This window comes from Caballeronia sp. ATUFL_M2_KS44 (assembly GCF_023630965.1).
In the GTDB taxonomy this organism is placed as follows: Bacteria; Pseudomonadota; Gammaproteobacteria; order Burkholderiales; family Burkholderiaceae; genus Caballeronia; species Caballeronia concitans.
Genome location: NZ_JALQEA010000057.1, coordinates 288397 through 306410 on the forward strand (window position 1 = coordinate 288397; position 18014 = coordinate 306410).

The 18014-nt window shown below is 60.1% G+C and carries 14 protein-coding genes and 1 pseudogene; 5 read left to right on the top strand and 10 right to left on the bottom strand.

Going from position 1 to position 18014, the window contains the following annotated elements:
• Positions 1–39: 39 nt before the first annotated feature.
• Positions 40–3489 (bottom strand): transglutaminase family protein, encoded by a 3450-nt coding sequence (locus tag NCR39_RS25005; protein WP_250454850.1) that lies wholly within the window; start codon positions 3487–3489, stop codon positions 40–42.
• Positions 3490–3614: 125 nt separating this feature from the next.
• Here NCR39_RS25005 and NCR39_RS25010 point away from each other — a divergent pair, with 125 nt between their 5' ends.
• Positions 3615–4676, top strand: a complete 1062-nt coding sequence (locus NCR39_RS25010) for a zinc-binding metallopeptidase family protein (RefSeq protein WP_250454851.1) — start codon at positions 3615–3617, stop codon at positions 4674–4676.
• An 8-nt stretch (positions 4677–4684) separates the two neighbouring features.
• Here NCR39_RS25010 and NCR39_RS25015 read toward each other — a convergent pair whose 3' ends face one another.
• Together NCR39_RS25015 and NCR39_RS25020 are read right to left on the bottom strand one after the other, a co-directional pair.
• The gene (locus NCR39_RS25015) at positions 4685–5707 is read right to left on the bottom strand and encodes an alpha-E domain-containing protein (RefSeq protein WP_250454853.1); all 1023 of its coding nucleotides are present in this window, start codon (positions 5705–5707) and stop codon (positions 4685–4687) included.
• Positions 5708–5779: 72 nt separating this feature from the next.
• Positions 5780–7252 (bottom strand): circularly permuted type 2 ATP-grasp protein, encoded by a 1473-nt coding sequence (locus NCR39_RS25020; protein ID WP_250454855.1) that lies wholly within the window; start codon positions 7250–7252, stop codon positions 5780–5782.
• A 419-nt stretch (positions 7253–7671) separates the two neighbouring features.
• Between NCR39_RS25020 and NCR39_RS25025 the strand changes: the two genes are divergently transcribed.
• The 3 genes and pseudogenes from NCR39_RS25025 to NCR39_RS25035 all read left to right on the top strand — a co-directional run bounded on the left by NCR39_RS25025 (position 7672) and on the right by NCR39_RS25035 (position 10603).
• Positions 7672–8388, top strand: coding sequence for a YceH family protein (locus tag NCR39_RS25025; RefSeq protein WP_250454857.1), 717 nt, complete (start codon positions 7672–7674; stop codon positions 8386–8388).
• Positions 8385–9092 (top strand): annotated as a pseudogene (gene mnmC2 / locus NCR39_RS25030) (tRNA (5-methylaminomethyl-2-thiouridine)(34)-methyltransferase MnmC2); the annotation flags it as partial. The gene NCR39_RS25025 and the pseudogene mnmC2, both read left to right, overlap by 4 nt.
• A 77-nt stretch (positions 9093–9169) precedes the next feature.
• A complete protein-coding gene (locus tag NCR39_RS25035) occupies positions 9170–10603 on the top strand; it encodes an amidase (protein ID WP_250454860.1) in 1434 nt (477 codons plus the stop codon).
• A gap of 34 nt (positions 10604–10637) precedes the next feature.
• Here the strand turns inward: NCR39_RS25035 and NCR39_RS25040 are convergent, their stop codons facing one another.
• On the bottom strand, positions 10638–11069 hold the full coding sequence (locus NCR39_RS25040) for a DUF3331 domain-containing protein (protein ID WP_250454862.1): 432 nt from the start codon (positions 11067–11069) through the stop codon (positions 10638–10640).
• A gap of 357 nt (positions 11070–11426) precedes the next feature.
• Here NCR39_RS25040 and NCR39_RS25045 point away from each other — a divergent pair, with 357 nt between their 5' ends.
• On the top strand, positions 11427–11696 hold the full coding sequence (locus NCR39_RS25045) for a DUF1488 family protein (protein WP_250454864.1): 270 nt from the start codon (positions 11427–11429) through the stop codon (positions 11694–11696).
• Here NCR39_RS25045 and NCR39_RS25050 read toward each other — a convergent pair.
• From NCR39_RS25050 to NCR39_RS25075, 6 genes are all read right to left on the bottom strand, one after another.
• Positions 11693–12988 (bottom strand): cytochrome c, encoded by a 1296-nt coding sequence (locus tag NCR39_RS25050; protein ID WP_250454866.1) that lies wholly within the window; start codon positions 12986–12988, stop codon positions 11693–11695. The two genes, NCR39_RS25045 and NCR39_RS25050, sit on opposite strands and share 4 nt — an antisense overlap.
• 11 nt (positions 12989–12999) lie before the next feature.
• Entirely contained in the window at positions 13000–15240 is a 2241-nt protein-coding gene (locus NCR39_RS25055) for a xanthine dehydrogenase family protein molybdopterin-binding subunit (RefSeq protein ID WP_250454868.1), read from the bottom strand.
• Position 15241: 1 nt separating this feature from the next.
• Positions 15242–15697 (bottom strand): (2Fe-2S)-binding protein, encoded by a 456-nt coding sequence (locus NCR39_RS25060; RefSeq protein ID WP_250454870.1) that lies wholly within the window; start codon positions 15695–15697, stop codon positions 15242–15244.
• Between the two features lie 273 nt (positions 15698–15970).
• Positions 15971–16495 (bottom strand): hypothetical protein, encoded by a 525-nt coding sequence (locus NCR39_RS25065; protein WP_250454872.1) that lies wholly within the window; start codon positions 16493–16495, stop codon positions 15971–15973.
• Positions 16492–17325, bottom strand: a complete 834-nt coding sequence (locus tag NCR39_RS25070) for a hypothetical protein (RefSeq protein ID WP_250454874.1) — start codon at positions 17323–17325, stop codon at positions 16492–16494. The genes NCR39_RS25065 and NCR39_RS25070 overlap by 4 nt, the downstream gene beginning before the upstream one ends.
• Positions 17326–17617: 292 nt before the next feature.
• A complete protein-coding gene (locus NCR39_RS25075) occupies positions 17618–17959 on the bottom strand; it encodes a (2Fe-2S)-binding protein (protein WP_250454876.1) in 342 nt (113 codons plus the stop codon).
• Between the last annotated feature and the right edge of the window lie 55 nt (positions 17960–18014).

An 18014-nucleotide genomic window follows, 5' to 3' on the forward strand; every position in this document is an offset into this window, starting at 1 on the left:
CGTCTCTTAGTCGATGATGTTCGCGCGTGACCGATGCGTTCAACGGCGACGCATGTCGAGTGTGAACGGAAATTCGAGGCTGCGTTCGCGCGGCTCTATATCCATGCGTCCCGGCGTATGTCCGCTTGCAAAGAAGCGCGCGCGACGGCGGCTTTCCGCTTCGTATGCATTGACGGGGAACGTCTCGTAGTTGCGCCCGCCCGGATGCGCAACATGATACTGACATCCGCCGATCGAGCGGCCCGTCCATGTATCGACGATATCGATCGTGAGCGGCGCATGCGCATCGATTGTCGGATGCAGCGCCTGTGCCTGCCGCCATGCACGAAAGCGCACGCCCGCGACGTATTCGCTCACGCGTCCGGTCGATTGCAGCGGCAGGCGTTCGCCGTTCACGGTCACCACATGACGGTTGTCGTTCAAGCCGATCGCGCGCACTTCGAGCCGCTCGACGGACGAATCGACATAACGCACGGTGCCGCCGATTGCGCCCGTTTCGCCCAGCACGTGCCAAGGTTCCAGCGCGTTGCGGATGGTGAGCGAGATGCCGTTCGTATCGTATTCACCGACGAGCGGAAAACGGAATTCAAAATGCGGATCGAACCATTTGCGTTCGAATGCAAATCCGGCGTCGCGCAGTTCGGCGAGCACGTCGTCGAAGTCCATCTGCACGAACGTGCTCAGCATGAAGCGATCATGCAGTTCGGTGCCCCAGCGCGTGAGGCGCGCCGTGTACGGCGTCTGCCAGAAGCGCGCGACGAGTGCACGCAAAAGCAATTGCTGCACGAGACTCATGCGCGCGTGAGGCGGCATTTCGAATCCGCGCAGTTCGAGCAGGCCGAGGCGGCCGGTCGGTCCGTCCGGTGAATACAGTTTGTCGATGCAGAATTCCGCGCGATGCGTGTTGCCCGTCACATCGATCAGGATGTTGCGCAGAATGCGGTCGATGAGCCACGGCGGCACCGCCGCGCTGCCGCGTCCGCCGAGCAGGTCCACTTGCCGCTGAAGTTCGGCGAACGCGATTTCGAGTTCATAGACCTGATCGTTGCGCGCCTCGTCGACGCGCGGCGCCTGACTCGTCGGGCCGATGAAGAGACCGGAAAACAGCATCGACAGCGACGGATGGTTGTGCCAGTACGCGATGAGACTCGCAAGCAGATCGGGGCGTCGCAGGAACGGGCTGTCGGGTGGCGTCGCGCCACCGAGCACGAAGTGATTGCCGCCGCCGGTGCCGGTGTGGCGGCCGTCCAGCATGAATTTTTCCGGGCTCAGATACGACTCGTGCGCGGCGTTGTAAAGGAATTCGGTGTGATCGACCAGTTCGTTCCAGTTCGACGCCGGATGAATGTTCACCTCCACCACGCCGGGATCCGGCGTGACCTGAAGCAGCTTCAGGCGCGCATCGCGCGGCGGCGGATAGCCTTCGATGATGACGGGCATCCGCAAGTCCGCAGCGGTCGCTTCGACGGCGGCGAGCAGATCCAGATACTCGTCGATGCCCGAAAGCGGCGGCATGAAAACGTGCATCAGCTTGTTGCCCTGACTGCCCTTCTCGGACGCCTTCAACGCCTCGGCTTCCGCCTTCGGGCCGGCAGCGCGCGCCGGATCGCGTGCTTCCACGCAGATCGCGGTGCGCGCGACCCACGCCGCCGATTCGCCCCGCGCGGGAACGCGGTCCGCGCTCGTGGCGGCGGCATCGGGCTCGATTTGGTGTTTTGCATGCGGCATGCCGGATGCAGCATGCAAAACCGCGTCTTGGATGTATTGCATGCGGAGTTCGGCCGCACGACGAAGCGGCGCGGACGGCCCGAACGGATCGTGCTCGTGTTGCCACGGGTAGTCGCCTTCCGATACCCACGGCAGCGAGTCGAGCGGCAAGCGGTAGCCCATCGGCGAATCGCCGGGAACGAGGTACATGCGCTCGTCGCGCAGGAACCATGGGCCCGTCTGCCAGCGCGCCGCGCCGGAGGCGTCCGCTTCCTCGCGGGCGATGGGCAGCGCATAGCCAATCACCGAAGGCAGGCCGGCATCGAAGACGCGGCGCAGACGTACGCGTTCGAGTTCGTCGCCAAGGCGCGAGTCGAAAGGATCGACATTCACCGGTAGCCGGCGTTCGCGCCACAGGTAATACCAGGTGTCTTCGTAGCCGGGCTGAATGTATTTTGTATCCAAAGACAGCTTGCCCGCGAGATGTCGAATGAAACGCGCGGCGTCGTCGGATGTGTAGTTCGCAGGGTGCCGTTCGTCGGCGAGAAGCGAGGGGTCGGTCCAGCAAGGCTCGCCGTCGGCGCGCCAGTAAAGCGATAAGGCCCAGCGCGGCAATTGCTCGCCCGGATACCACTTGCCCTGACCGATATGGAGGAAGCCGCCCGCGCCGTATTGGGCGCGCAGCTTGTTCATCAGCGAGACCGAATATGCGCGCTTGGTCGGCCCCAGCGCGTCGGTGTTCCATTCGGGTGCATCGCGGTCGCGCACCGATACGTAGGTCGGTTCGCCGCCCATGGTCAGACGCACATCGGATGCGTCAAGTTGGGCATCCACTTGTGCGCCCATGCGCAGAACCGCGTCCCAGTCATCGTCGCTATAAGGCTTCGTCACGCGCGGCGTTTCGAGCACACGCTCGATGGACATCGCATGAGTGAATTCGACTTCGCACTTCTCGACCGCACCGGAAACGGGCGCTGCGCTATCCGGCTCCGGCGTGCACGCGACGGGAATGTGCCCTTCGCCTGCGAGCAGGCCCGAAGTCGGATCGAAGCCGATCCACCCCGCGCCCGGCAGAAACACTTCGCACCACGCATGCAGGTCGGTGAAATCGACCTCGGTTCCGCTCGGGCCATCGAGCGATTTAACGTCGGGCGCGAGTTGCAGCAGATAGCCGGACACGAAGCGCGCGGCGAGTCCCAGATGCCGCAGCGTTTCGACAAGCAGCCAGCCCGAATCGCGACACGATCCCGCCGCACGCGCAAGCGTTTCTTCCGGCGTCTGCACGCCCGGCTCCATGCGAATGAGATAGCGAATCTCATTCGCCAGACGCTGATTCAATTCGACGAGAAAATTCACTGTCGGACGCGCCGTCGAACGGTCGATGCTTTCGACGAACGCCGCGAAACGCGGAGTCAATTCGCGCTTGATCGTATAGGGCGCAAGGTCGTGCAGCAGATCCGGCGCGTAGCTGAAGGGAAACGTTTCCGCAGACGGTTCGAGAAAAAAATCGAATGGGTTATAGACGGCCATCTCCGCGACGAGATCGATCGTCACCTTGAATTCGCGTGTTTTCCCGGGAAAAACCAGCCGCGCCTGATAGTTCGCGAATGCGTCCTGTTGCCAGTTGATGAAGTGTTCCTCGGGCTCGACGCGCATCGAATACGAAAGAATGGGCGTGCGGCAATGCGGTGCGGGCCGCAAGCGCACCACTTGCGGCGACAGGCCGACGAGGCGGTCATAGCGGTAATGCGTGACATGGTTCAACGCGACACGAATGGACACACGCAACTCCTTGATCGGTTTTTCTCTGGAAACGCTTGGGGCAGTCAGGCGGGGCACGCTCCTTGCAACCGTCGCGCTGGCCCACCCCGCCAACGCTCGGTCCGTTCCTCCTTCCGGTCCACACCATGAAGACCTTTCATTGCAATCGTTGCAATCAACTCGTGTTTTTCGAAAACACGCATTGCGAAAAATGCGGCGCGCGGCTCGGTTACGTGCCCGAGCTGAGTCAGATCAGTGCCTTTGAAGAAACCGACGATGGCCGCTGGAAAAGCCTGCATCCGCTTGCAAAGGATTTGTTCTATCGTCCTTGCCATAACTATGCAGTCGAGAATGTCTGCAACTGGGTCATCCCCGCGGACTCCGAGGACACGCTCTGCTGCTCTTGCCAACTCACGAGCACCATTCCCAATCTGGCGCAGCCGGAGAACCGTCTTTACTGGTATCGCATAGAGAACGCGAAGCGCCGCCTGCTTTACACGCTCGACGAACTGGGTCTCGATGTCACGTCGCGTCAGCAAGACCCGGAACACGGACTCGAATTCCAGTTTCTCGAAGCCGACGCCGAAGGCAAGGGCGTGATGACCGGCCATAACAACGGCCTCATCACGCTGAACGTTGCTGAAGCCGACGACGCGCATCGCGAGAAAATCCGCTCTTCGCTGCACGAGCCGTATCGCACGCTGCTCGGTCATTTTCGTCATGAAACAGGGCACTATTTCTTCGATCGCCTGATTGCGGATACACCGCGCATCAAGGCATTTCGCACCGCTTTCGGCGACGAGCAGCAAGACTATTCCGCCGCGCTCGATCGCCATTACAAGGAAGGCCCGCCGCTGAACTGGGCCGACAATTACATCAGCGCATACGCGACCATGCATCCGTGGGAAGACTGGGCGGAAACGTGGGCGCATTACCTGCATATCGTGGATACGCTCGATACAGCCGTGTCTTGCGGTCTCGTGCTCGTGCCGGATACCCCGAACGAACCCACGCTCACCGATCAGACGCCTATCGAGGAAACCACGTTCGATAACCTGATGAATCGCTGGTTTCCGCTTACTTATGTGCTGAACAGCCTGAACCGCAGCCTCGGCATGCCGGACGGATATCCGTTCGCACTCGCGCCGCCGGTCATCGACAAGCTGCGTTTCGTGCATCGTGTCGTGGCGGCGGCGGCCAGGCGCTAGGCGCACGTTCAACTCGACGAGCCTTGCGTTTGCGACTGTGTTTGCGATTGCGTCTGAGCTGGAGCTTGCGTGATCTCAGGCTCCTCCGGCGCGATCGGCAGCAGAAACTCACGGCTGATCTGGCTTGCGAGTTCGTTCACGCGCGCAAGGAAATTCACGAGATACGCGTGCAAGCCGCCTTGCAAAATCGCGCCGATATCACCGTTTTTAAGCTCGGTGCTCAATTGCGCGGCGAGGCGCGCCGCTTCCGAATGATGTCCGTTGGTCACTTGACCGATGAGCTGTTCCGCTTCCGCAATGGCCGCCGTCATGGAGCGCGGCCAGTGGCGATAAAGAATGAGCAGCCCTGCCACGCGCTCGGGCGTGATGACATCGCGATACACCCTGCGATACACCTCGAAGCCTGAAACCGAACCGAGCACCGCCGTCCAGTGGTGATAATCGAAGGGCTGCGCGGACGTGTCGGCACGCTGCTCCATCATTTCGAACTTGACGTCGAGAATGCGCGCGGTATTGTCCGCGCGTTCGATGAACGTGCCGAGCCGCATGAAGTAAAACGCATCGTCCTTCACGAGCGTGCCGAGCTGCACGCCGCGCGACAGATGCGAGCGGAACTTGACCCATTCGAAGAACGTGTACGGCTCGCGATCGAGAATGCCGTCCGCCAGCAGGCGCTGGCCATCGAGCCATGTCGTATTCAGCGTTTCCCAAAGCTCGCTATTGGTCGAACTGCGAACCGCACGCGCGTTCTCGCGCGCGGCGCGCAGGCAACTGAGAATCGAAGAAGGATTGGTCATGTCGCGCGACATGAAGTCGATGACCTCGCGGCTCTTCATGCCGTGATGCGCCGCCGAGTAAGTCCCGCTCAGTTCGGAAATCGACAGCATGGCGCGCCATCCAAGCTCCGCATATTCGTCCGACTGCGGCAAGAGCGAGAGCTGATAGTTTGCGTCGAGCATGCGCGCGGTGTTTTCGGCGCGCTCGGTATAACGCGCCATCCAGAAGAGATGATCCGCGGTGCGGCTAAGCATGGCTGTTCTCGCTTTAAGTCTTGATGGTCTAAGCGCGTCTTGATGTTTTAATCTTTGGCGTCTTCGTGTCTTTTAGCGTTCCAGCACCCACGTGTCTTTAGTGCCGCCTCCTTGCGACGAATTGACGACGAGCGAGCCTTCGCGCAAGGCAACGCGCGTCAAGCCGCCGGGCACCATGCGCACTTCCGTGCCGGAGAGCACGAACGGTCGTAGGTCGATGTGCCGGGGCGCGATGCCCGCTTCCACATAGGTCGGACAAGTCGAGAGCGCGAGCGTCGGCTGTGCGATGTATTTCTCGGGATTCGCCTCGAGCACCGCGCGAAACTCCGCGATTTGCGCGGCTGTCGACGAAGGTCCGACCAGCATTCCATAGCCGCCCGCGCCATGCGTTTCCTTGACGACGAGTTCCGGCAAGTGCGCGAGCACATACTTGAGATCGTCGGGCTTGCGGCACATCCATGTGGGCACGTTGTTGAGAATAGGCTCTTCTCCCAGATAGAAACGAACCATGTCAGGCACATACGGATAAATGGACTTGTCATCCGCGATACCCGTCCCTACCGCATTGCATAGCGAGACATTGCCCGCGCGATACGCCGAGATCAGACCCGCGACGCCCAACGCGGAATCCGCGCGAAAGACGAGCGGGTCGAGAAAGTCATCGTCGACGCGGCGATAGATCACGTCCACGCGCTGCGGCCCTTGCGTGGTGCGCATATAGACATGATCCTTATCGACGAACAGGTCTTGCCCTTCGACCAACTCCACGCCCATTTGCTGCGCAAGGAACGCGTGTTCGAAATACGCGGAGTTGTACATGCCCGGCGTCATCACGACGACGTTCGGATTCTCCGCGCTCGCCGGCGCCGCTGCACGCAAGGTATCGAGCAACAGATCCGGGTAATGCGCGACAGGCGCCACACGATTGCGGGCGAAGAGATCGGGGAAGAGCCGCATCATCATCTTGCGGTTTTCAAGCATGTACGACACGCCCGACGGCACGCGCAGATTGTCTTCGAGCACATAGAACTCACCCTGCCCCGCACGCACGATATCGATGCCCGCGATATGCGCATAGATATTTCGCGTCACATCGACACCGCGCATCTGCGGCCGATACTGCGCATTGCCGACGATCTGCGCCTCAGGAATGATGCCCGCGCGAATGATGTCCTGATCGTGATAGATGTCGTGAATAAAGCGGTTGAGTGCATTCACGCGCTGCCTGAGACCGCGTTCCAGCGCGCGCCATTCGTCTGCGGGAAAGATGCGCGGAATGACATCGAACGGAATCGTGCGTTCGGGAATGATGCCGGGGACATCGCTCGTTCCATAGACGGCGAAGGTAATGCCGACGCGCCGAAAGTTGAGATCCGCCTCCGCGCGCTTCAAGTCGATCTGCTGCTCGCTCTGCGCGCTGAGCCATTCCATGAATTCCCGGTAATGCGAGCGTGGATCGCCCACGCCCCGAAACGCCGACGCTGGCACTCCACGCGCTTCCAGGTCATTGCGCTCGAACATCTCGTTGAAGAATGCTTGCGTCATGGAGAGACTTCCATATCAAGTGCGGGCCGGGACCGCGATCCCCTGTCGTTTAATCATTCTGGTTGCACTCGCAATGATTCGAAGCGCCTAGCGACGCGGCATGCCCGACTCGTTTGCGCGCGAGCCGGCATTGCCTGTTTCTTTAGGCGACCTCTAAGCGCGATGCCTTCTCTCGGCGTGCATCGCTTGCGTGGGCAGCCCAGTGCCGAACCAACCACAGCAACATCAATGCCAAGCGAACAACGTCTTTATTCGCGAGGATTCGAACTGGAATGATTCAATTCATAGTGTTTTTGCACCAAAAAAGCGCGGCAATTTCGATGGCTGCACAGCAACATGCCGCACGACGGTGCGTCATTTGATAGTAAGCGTCGGCGCGCCGGTATGATAGGCGTCTGACCGCATTACTTCGAACGTCGATGAATACACCTACCGAAGCCGCACCCCGTCCCGCCTTGCGCGAACTCACTGCGCTCGAAGCGCGCGTGCTGGGCGTGCTCGTCGAGAAGCAGCAGACCGTGCCGGATACGTATCCGCTATCGCTGAATTCGCTTATCGCAGGCTGCAATCAGAAGACGGCGCGCTCGCCGGTCATGAACGTCAGCGAAGATGAAGTGCTGACGACGATCGACAGCCTCAAGCGTCTTTCGCTCGTGCTGGAGGGAAGCAGCAGCCGCGTGCCGCGTTTCGAGCACAACATCAACCGCGTGCTCGGCGTGCCGAGTCAATCGGTGGCGCTGCTCGCGACGCTCTTTCTGCGCGGCCCGCAAACCGCCGCAGAACTACGCGCCAACAGCGCGCGACTGCATGGCTTCGCGGATATATCGTCGGTGGAGAGCTTTCTCGACGAATTAGCCAACAACGATCCGCCGCGCGTGGTCAAGTTGCCGCGCACGCCGGGCGAACGCGAGAGCCGCTGGATGCATCTCTTGTGCGGCGCAGTGAGTTTTGCCGATGCGCCCGTTCGCGAAGCCGCCGCCAGCGAAACGTTTGCGCCTTCCGAATTCGAAGCATTGAAGGCCGAGCAGAAGCGCCTCGTGCATGAAGTCGCTCAATTGCGCGCCATGGTCGAACGCATGGCGAGTGAGTTGGGTATCACGCTCGATCAATCGTCGTCGCAATCATCGGAAATGTGAACGAGCCAATCAGTCCCGCCACGCTGGCGTTTCGTGATGACGGAACGCTGTATTCGCCGCGTCATGACGACATCTATCACAGCGCGGCGGGCGCGCTTGCGCAGGCGCGCCATGTGTTCCTGCAATGCAATGGCCTGCCTGAACGATGGCGCGGCAAAACGCGTTTCTCGATCATCGAGACCGGCTTTGGCCTGGGCATCAATTTTCTGGCGACATGGCTTGCATGGCGCGACGACACGAATCGGAGCGAGACACTCGAATTTCTGTCGGTCGAAAAGTATCCGTTTAACGCAGACGATTTGGAGCGTGCGCACGCAGCCATCATCGACGACGCCTCGATCATGCCGCTCGCCGACGAACTCGTCGCCGCGTGGCCCGCGCTTGCGCCGGGCATGCATCGTCTCATGTTCGATTCGGGCGCTGTCACATTGACGCTCGTTCTCGCCGATATCGACGATGCATTGCGTCAAGCCTCGGCTTTGAACGTGAACGCCGATGCGATCTATCTGGACGGATTCGCTCCCGCAAAGAATCCTGAAATGTGGGCGTCGGCGAACTTCGCGCTGCTTGCTCGCCTCAGCGCACCGGATGCGACGTTCGCAACGTACACGAGTTCAGGCGATGTCAAGCGCGCGCTCCTTCAAAACGGCTTCGAATATCGCAAGGTGCGCGGCTTCGGCGGCAAGCGCGCGATGCTTGTCGGCACGCGTGCGTCGCTCAGAGAAGAAAGTCTTTGCGACGCGCTAACATAAACGTACGCCCAAACTCACTCCTTTAACTGATGAACGATATCGTTTCGCTGAACGCAGTCGCACTGTCCAAAGCCATTCAGGCGCGCGACGTATCGTGCGTGGAAGTGATGCACGCGTATCTCGCACAAGTGGATCGCTTCAATCCGCAAGTCAATGCGATCGTCGCGATGCAAGACCGCGATGCGCTCGTGGCCATCGCGCGTCAACGCGACGAGCAGCTCGCGCGTGGAGAGCGTTCTGGACCGCTGCACGGATTTCCGCAAGCGCCCAAAGACATCTTGCCCGTTGCAGGCATGGTGACGACCAAAGGATCGCCCATCTTCGCAGGCGAAATCACGCAGACGGACGCCATTGTCTTCGAGCGGATGCGTCGCGCGGGAGCGGTTTTCATCGGACGCACGAACTCGCCGGAATTCGGACTGGGCGGCCACACCTATAACCCGGTCTATGGCACGACGCGCAATGCGTTCGACCCGTCGCGCTCCGCGGGCGGAAGCAGCGGAGGCGCGGCGGTTGCCGTCGCGCTGCGCATGCTGCCGTTCGCGGACGGATCGGACATGATGGGTTCGCTGCGCACGCCCGCTGCATTCAACAACGTCTTCGGCTTTCGCACGTCGCCGGGATGCGTGCCGTATGCGCCGAGCGACGATGTGTTCTTTCAGCAGTTCAGCGTCGTCGGTCCGATCGCGCGCACGATCGAAGACCTCGGCCTGCTGCTTTCGACTCAGGCGGGCTTCGATGCACGCGCGCCGCTTTCGCGCCGAAGCGATAGTCCCGCCGACTTCGCCCACGCGCTCGAACGCGATATGCGCGGGACGAGAATCGGATGGCTCGGCGATTTGGGCGGACATCTGGCGATGGAATCCGGACTGCTCGACACATGCTCATCCGCGTTGAGACACTTCGAAGCGGCGGGTTGCGTGGCCGAACCGGCCGAAGTGAATTTCGATCTCGACCGCTTGTGGCAAGCGTGGCTCGATCTGCGCAGCTTTTCGTTCGCGGGGAATAACGCGCCGCTCTATCGCGACGACGCCAAACGCGCGAAGCTCAAGCCCGAGGCGGTTTGGGAAATAGAGCGTGGCTTGCGGTTATCGGGTGAGGACGTGTCGCGCGCGGCACGGGACCGCTCGTCGTGGTATCAGGCATTGAACGCACTCTTTGGACGCTTCGACTTTCTCGTGATGCCCGCGACGCAAGTCTTTCCATTCGACGCAACGCTCGATTGGCCGCACGCAATCGGCGATCGTGCAATGGATACGTATCATCGCTGGATGGAAGCCGTCATCGCAGCGACGATGGCTTCATTGCCCGCGCTATGCGCGCCGGCCGGCTTCGGTGCGAATGGATTGCCGGCCGGTGTGCAGATCATAGGTCCGGCGCAAATGGATCTGGCAGTCCTGCAGATGGGACTGGCCTATGATCGCGCCAGCGGTTATTCACGCACGCGCAGCCCTTTGCTTTAAGCGCTTTTAAATAGCGCGCGATTGGCCGAGCAACTCACTCTATTCGCGCCTCGGCGTCCTGCTCGCCGGGCGCAAGCGCGAGTGCGAGAATCATCGCGCCGCTATTGAGCGGCACCGAACTGCCCACGCGTCTTGGGCGATACACCGGTTGCCCGCGCCGGATAGTCTGCCCGCTGAGCGCGCATACGCCGCGTTTGCGTGCGGTGCATAGTGCCCACACTTGCTCCGAGTAATTGAACGATGTCGGATCGTGCCACGATAAAGCGAGCGTCGATTCGCTCAGGCGCTCCAAAAGCCGGATATTGACGCAGCGCGCGTGCGCTTCGTCCGCACTGGCGTGCACGCCGCCGTCGAATGTACGCGTGAACGGCGCGGGCTTGTCGCTGGAATATGAGCCGCGGCTCGGACGGTCGTCGAGCATGGCGAGGGTACGGCTCCACGGGTCCATCAGCGATGGATGCTTCATGCTCCCTCCTGCCGATCGCAATGCGCGCCGCTTGCGCATTGCGTAATTGTTGGGAACTCGCGGAGCGGAAATGAACCGACCTATGCGCCCCGCTTCTTCAATTGACCGTTCTTAGAGTAGTACACCTGAGAAAGTCTCGTTTCGTTTTTCTTGACCGGGTTTTGTCGAAGCCATGCCGTCAGTGATTTGCAAAAAGCCGACGCAAGGCGATACACGAACGATCGTTCGATAAAAAAGGAAATATTTATCGCTAAACGAGTGCCCGCTTGCACACGTTGGAGACTGCAAGTCTAGTGCGCACAGTAGCTGATTTCTGACAAAATAAAACCGGCAAACCGGAAAACCCTCTGTCGAATCATGACAAGCAAGCTCTCCATCAATGCGACCATATCGGCGGACCGCGCTTCGGTCAGCTTCGTCGCTTTTTCCCGCGAAAGGGAAATTCAATGCAACATCACGCGCAAAGCGCTGGAGCAATGCTTCTGGGCGCCCGTCGGCGCAAGCGACGAGCGCCTCCTTAAAGCGTTAAGCGATGGCTACGAGCGCATCAGCGCCCGCGTCCACCGGAAGTTTCTGGCGCATCCGTCGAATTCAATTCATCTGGACGTCATCGACTTTGCTTCCTAGCGCGCCGCTTCTGTGGCCTTGCGCATCTTCGCCACGTCCTCGACCTTCACCGCGGGCATGCCGTTGTTCCATGAACCGCGAATGAACGTCACCACGTCGGCTATCTGCTGATCATTCAGCACGGGCGCATAACGCGGCATCGGATAAGGCGCGGGCACGCCCTGAATCACGAGATCTTCGGTGCCGTTCAGCGTCACGTTGATAAGCGACGACGCGTCCTTCTCCAGCACATTCGGATTGCCCGCGAGCGGCGCGAGCATCGGCGCGAAGCCACGGCCATCGATGCCATGGCAGTGCATGCAGAAAGCCGCATACACGCGTGCGCCCGAATCCGTCGCGGCGGGTCGCGTCAAAGCTACTTTGGTCGCTTTCGGATCATACGAATAAGGCGCATTGCCATTGCCGCCCGCCGCCGGGAGAGACTTCAAATAACGCGCCATCGCGGCGATATCGTTGTCGTTCAGCGCCTGCGTGCTGTTGTTGATGACGCTCGTCATCGAACCGAACGCCGTCGCATGAGCATTCGCACCGGTCTTCAGGAAGGTGGCGACTTCCTGTTCGGACCAGCGTCCGAGTCCCGTGTTGTGATCGCCGGTCAGATTGGAACCGAACCAGTTGTCCAGCACGCCGCCGGTCAGGAACGCACTGCCGCTTTCGTCGAACGCTTTCTCCTGAAATGCGATGCCACGCGGCGTATGACATGCGCCGCAATGTCCGAGCCCTTGCGTGAGATAAGCGCCGCGATTCCAGGCGACATCCTTGCCGGCCTTTTCCTTATAAACGCCTTTATCGAGGAAGACCGCGTTCCATATCTTGAGCGGCCAGCGCATGTTGAGCGGCCATTTCATGCCCGGTTCGCGATTCGCTTGCTTCACAGGCGTGACGCCATGCATGAAGTAAGCGTAAAGCGCGTGCATGTCGTCGTCGTTGATCTTTGCAAACGACGGATAAGGCATCGCCGGATAAAGATTGTGGCCGTCCTTCGCCACGCCTTCACGCAACGCGCGCACGAAATCCTCTTCGGTATAACGGCCGATGCCCGTATCCGGGTCCGGCGTGATGTTCGTCGTATAGATCGCGCCGAGTGGAGTCGTCATCGGCAAGCCGCCGGCCATGGGCTTGCCGCGTGGCGCAGTGTGGCAGGCAATGCAATCGCCCGCTTTGGCGAGATAAGCGCCGCGCGAGATGAGCGCATCGCTCGCGGCATCCGCGCGCGCCGCCAGTGGAAATGCCGCGAACGCAATGCTGGCCGCAAAAGCCGCTGCACCAAGAGGCTTGAACATGCTTTTCATGAGTGGGCTCCTCAGGCGCTGCGCAATTGATTGCCGACGGGTAATTGCCTTAGCCGCTTGCCCGTTGCCGCATGGATCGCATTGGTGATCGCAGGCGCAAGCGCCGCAGTACCCGGCTCGCCGATGCCGCCCGGCGCTTCCGTGCTCTTCACGATATGCACTTCGATAGGCGGCGTTTCGTCGATACGCAGCATGCGGTAATCGGTGAAGTTACTCTGCTCGACGCGGCCGTTCTTGATCGTGATCTCGCCGTAAAGCGCCGCCGTGATACCGAAGATGATGCCGCCCTGCACTTGCGCTTCGATCGTGCTGGGATTCACCACCATGCCGCAATCCACCGCGCACACTACCCTGTTCACTCTGACGCCGCCTTCCTTGTCGACCGTGACATCCGCGACCATCGAAAAGTAACTGCCGAACGCGTGCATGACCGATACGCCGCGCCCTTGCCCCTGCCCTTGAGGCACCGACTGCTTGCCCCACGCGGCCGCTTGCGTCGCGACATCGAGTACGTTGCGCGCACGCGGCGTCTTGCCTAACAGATCGCGCCGGTATTGAACCGGATCGATCTTGGCTTGCACGGCGAGTTCATCCATGAAACTCTCTACGACGAACGTCCCGCGCGTCGGGCCCACGCCGCGCCAGAATGCAGTCGGCACGTTGAGCGGTTCATGGCGCACGTAATCGATAACCTGATTCGGCAAGTCATAAGGCAGGTCCGACGCGACTTCGACCGCATCCGGATCGATGCCGTTCTTCACGGCAGGCGGCGCGAATCGCGAGAGAATAGACGACCCCACGATGCGATGCGTCCACGCAATCGGCTTGCCGTTCGCATCGAGCGCTGCCGAGAGCTTGTCGTAGTAATACGGGCGATACATGTCGTGCTGAATGTCTTCTTCGCGCGACCACGTTACTTTCACCGGCACGCCGAGTTGCTTGCCGATCTTGATCGCTTGCGTCGCCATGTCGACTTCGAGCCGTCTGCCGAAGCCGCCGCCCAGCAGATGGTTATGCACGACGATCTTCTCCGGCGGCAGTCCCGTTGCCTGCGCGCCGACGCCCTGAATACGCGTCGGCACTTGCGTGCCCAGCCATATGTCGCAACCGTCCGGGCGCACATGGACCGTGCAATTGATCGGTTCCATCGTCGCGTGCGCAAGGAAGGGCTGCTCATACACGGCATCGATGCGCGTTTTACCATTGGCGAAGCCCTTGCCGACATCGCCGTCATTGCGTGCCACCGCGCCCTGCTTTTCCGACGCCTTCGCCATTGCATCGACGATCAGCCGGGTCGATACGTTCGCGCCCGCGCCCTCGTTCCACTGAATGGCGAGCGCCGCCGCGCCGCGCTTCGCGGCCCATGTGTGATCGCCGATGACCGCCACGCCGTTATCGAACTTGACGACCTGACGCACGCCTGGAATTGTTTTGGTATGCGTATCATCGACGGATGCGAGTGTGCCGCCGAACACCGGGCAATTCACGATGGCCGCATAGACCATTCCGGGCAAGCGCACATCGAGGCCGAAGACGGCCGTGCCATCCACTTTCTCGGGCGAGTCCAGACGCCTGACAGGTTTCCCTACGATGCGAAAGTCCTTCGCGTCCTTGAGCTTGATGTCTTGCGGCACCGGCATTTTCGCGGCGGCCTGCGCAAGCTCGCCATAACTCGCGGTGCGATCGCCCGCAGCATGCAAGACCTTCCCGTTCTCCGCACGACACTCCGACGCATTGCATTGCCATTGCTGCGCGGCTGCCGCGATGAGCATCATGCGCGCAGCGGCGCCCGCCTTGCGCATCGGCTCCCATGCATAGCGAATGGACGTGGAGCCGCCCGTCAGTTGACCGCCAAGGAGCGGGTCCATGAAGAGCTTTTCGTTGGGCGGCGCGTGGTCGATCGTCACGCTGTCGAGCGGCACTTCGAGTTCTTCGGCAATGAGCATCGGCAACGCGGTATAGACGCCCTGGCCCATTTCCACCTTGGGCATGATCAGCACGACCTTGCCGCTCGTGTCGATCTGCACGAATGCATTCGGCGCGAAGACGCCCTCTTGCGGCGACTCGATACCATCGCCGCCAATGATCGACTTGCCTTTGGCCTGATCCTGGCTCGCGACCGGCATGCTGAAACCGAGCAAGAATCCGCCGCTTGCCGTGACGCCCGCCGTCAGTCCGAGCTTGAGGAATGAGCGGCGCGAGAAGCCCGCGCTCGCTGCGTGACGTCCCGCTTCGAGTAGTCCTCGCGACATCTCAAGCCTCCTTCGCCGCTTGCTTGATGGCCGCGCGAATGCGGTTATACGTGCCGCAGCGGCAGATGTTGCCGGCCATGGCGGCGTCGATGTCCGCATCGGTTGGCTGGGGGACGGTCGCGATCAACGCGGCCGCCGACATGACTTGTCCCGACTGGCAGTAGCCGCATTGCACGACATCGATCTGATTCCATGCGTCCTGCACTTTCTTGCCCGCGGGCGTGGCGCCGACGGCTTCGATGGTCGTGATCTTGCGATCGCCGATGGCCGCGACGGGCAGCACGCACGATCGCACGGCGACGCCATCGAGATGCACGGTGCATGCGCCGCATTGCGCGATGCCGCAGCCGAACTTGGTGCCGGTCAGCCCGACGATATCGCGCAGCACCCAGAGCAGCGGCATATCGGGCGGGGCATCGACGGTATGCGACTGGCCATTGATGGAAAGCGTGGTCATGAGCGGCTCCGGCTTGTGCGTTGAATTCAGCGCTGGAGTCGAGGCATGCCGCCTAGCGGGCGACACGTCATCGACGGGAATTTCGGCATTCTGCATTAACCGTTGAATTTCCGCCGATATGGAGTTGCCGGCCGAATGAAATCGTGCCGCTACTGTATTGGCTCTTGATAGCGCCTGATCCGGACGCCGTGAGCACGGATGGAAAAAAACGCGCCCTTCCTGCCTTTCGGGGTTCCGTGAAGGCAGAAAGGGCGCTGCGCTCGACTAGATGACTCACGCAACGGCGTCGGTCAATGTAATGGACCAGTTGCCATCCGCTTGTTTAACGGGCGTGGTGAGCGTCCAGTTAGCGGGAAAACCCAGGACATCGGTTAGAACGAGTTGGCCGTCCACCAGCTCCGAGGTGAGCGAACCCGTTCCCGCACCGACGAAATAGCCGTCAGTGTCCGTGGTTCCATAATCGATCGTACACACCTCGATACCTGACCCCTGGCCATCGCGGTTTCCATACAGCAAGCCAGTACTGTGATTGGCTACGTAAGTGTATCTTTCCTCTCTTTTGTTCGGGAAAAAGTCCGTATACGCGGGGTCGCTAATTTCGCAATTCAGCCAGACGATAAACCCAGCGCCTGCTGCCACGATAGCGTATGCAAGATAGTTCGATTCGCCGTACAGTGACGGCAAATCTGGCTGTTCCGGCTCGGTAAAAATAACTTGCCGAAAATCTGCGGGCCGGAAACGCGCGAGTTGATCGACCTGAGAAAAAAGTATTCCGGTTCTGAGGTTGGAGACTCTCATGGATTTAAAGCCCAGAAGCCTTCGTTGTACTGGATATATTCGTTCAGACCGTCAATTGGCGCGTACTGTGAAATGCCGTAATAGTACGTCTCGGGATACTGAAGCATCGTGATACCCGGGCGAGCCTGGCGAATATCGATTTTCCATTCGCCATCCGGCGTCTGCACGGGCCTGGATAAGACCCATCCAACCGGGAGCCCGGACACACCGTTGTAGAACACCTCGCCATTCTCGAAGTACAGGGAAATCGTCCCGGTGCCAGTCCAGTTGATCGTATTGTTCGTTTGATCGAAGGTGCCATAACGGATAGTGATGTCCGTGGAAACCGGCTGCGTCACGTCCACGAATCCCAGCGTCCCTTCCGGCAGAGCGGCGGCAGTGACACTGGTGAATTGCGTCGTGCTCTGCGGGACGGTCGATGTCGCCGCAAGGGCATCGGGGACAGTGACAGTGCCTTGCGACGAAGTGACCAAGCTGTCCAGTGAGATTTTGACGCGGGCAACGAGTTGAGCGACAACGGTAAGGGCCCTCAGCGGATGAGCTGCAAAACGGAACGTCGCGTCAAACGAGGACAACTCGTTTTCACTCGCTTCCTCGATGCGGTTGGTATAGACCTGTTGCGGATTGGTCGTATCCAGATCGCTGAAAGTGATCGTCAGTGGACCGTTAGTGCGGGAATACTGAATCCAGGATCCATCGGGATTCGAAAGCTGAACCATGTCGCCGTGGTGGGCGATCGTTTGAGTCCGCCCCGAGTAATTGACATCGTCGTAATATTTTATCCACGTCCGCGGCATAACGATAACCCGTTGAACTTGATTGTCAGGCATTTTAATGCTCCACAGTTTAACGACTAATTAAATCGCCTCATCGGCACTTCCATTTGAAGCGCTAACGGTATGAACACGGTTCATACAGGCCTAGTTAAACATGTGATTCTCGGCGGAAATTGATTCAGATCAAATCCGAATAAGCCGTCATGAAATTCAGCGCAGCGATTAATGTCCGAACACTGATAATGCGGCGGCAATTAATTGGGAAAGTTGCTTTTACGGAATAGAAAGCCGCAAGGCAATAAAAAAGCAATGAGTTGCGTTTTTGCGTGACACGGAAAAATACCTTCTATTGGATTTTCGATGCGATCGGTGCGGGCGCGTCGTCCGGCATTTCGGAGTCGATGAATTGCGAGCGCCGGTCATGCAAAGCCGCGATATGGGACATCCGGCTGTTCGGCATGTGGCCGTCGCCATTTCGAAGAGATGCGCCCTTGGCAACGCGATGGCACATGATGGCGGCGTCGATATCCGCGTCGGTTGGATGGGGTACGGTCGTGGTCTCGCGATCGCCGATGGCCGCGGCAGGCAGCGCACACGATCGCACCGCGATGCCGCAGCCGGACTTGGTACCGGCGCGGTCATAAGCGGCTCCGGCTTGTGCGTTGAATTGAGCAAGCGTGGAAGGCAATAAAAAACAGCGAAATATTATTCGCCATTGAATGGTGTGCGATTATCGAAGCAGG

Excerpts from the sequence above, each read along its gene's own strand:
- NCR39_RS25070 (WP_250454874.1), bottom strand. The coding sequence starts at position 17,325 with ATGCCTGACAATCAAGTTCAACGGGTTATCGTTATGCCGCGGACGTGG.
- NCR39_RS25035 (WP_250454860.1), top strand. The coding sequence starts at position 9,170 with ATGAACGATATCGTTTCGCTGAACGCAGTCGCACTGTCCAAAGCCATT.
- NCR39_RS25010 (WP_250454851.1), top strand. The coding sequence starts at position 3,615 with ATGAAGACCTTTCATTGCAATCGTTGCAATCAACTCGTGTTTTTCGAA.
- NCR39_RS25065 (WP_250454872.1), bottom strand. The coding sequence starts at position 16,495 with ATGAGAGTCTCCAACCTCAGAACCGGAATACTTTTTTCTCAGGTCGAT.
- NCR39_RS25055 (WP_250454868.1), bottom strand. The coding sequence starts at position 15,240 with ATGTCGCGAGGACTACTCGAAGCGGGACGTCACGCAGCGAGCGCGGGC.
- NCR39_RS25045 (WP_250454864.1), top strand. The coding sequence starts at position 11,427 with ATGACAAGCAAGCTCTCCATCAATGCGACCATATCGGCGGACCGCGCT.
- NCR39_RS25020 (WP_250454855.1), bottom strand. The coding sequence starts at position 7,252 with ATGACGCAAGCATTCTTCAACGAGATGTTCGAGCGCAATGACCTGGAA.
- NCR39_RS25060 (WP_250454870.1), bottom strand. The coding sequence starts at position 15,697 with ATGACCACGCTTTCCATCAATGGCCAGTCGCATACCGTCGATGCCCCG.
- NCR39_RS25040 (WP_250454862.1), bottom strand. The coding sequence starts at position 11,069 with ATGAAGCATCCATCGCTGATGGACCCGTGGAGCCGTACCCTCGCCATG.
- NCR39_RS25015 (WP_250454853.1), bottom strand. The coding sequence starts at position 5,707 with ATGCTTAGCCGCACCGCGGATCATCTCTTCTGGATGGCGCGTTATACC.
- NCR39_RS25050 (WP_250454866.1), bottom strand. The coding sequence starts at position 12,988 with ATGAAAAGCATGTTCAAGCCTCTTGGTGCAGCGGCTTTTGCGGCCAGC.
- NCR39_RS25025 (WP_250454857.1), top strand. The coding sequence starts at position 7,672 with ATGAATACACCTACCGAAGCCGCACCCCGTCCCGCCTTGCGCGAACTC.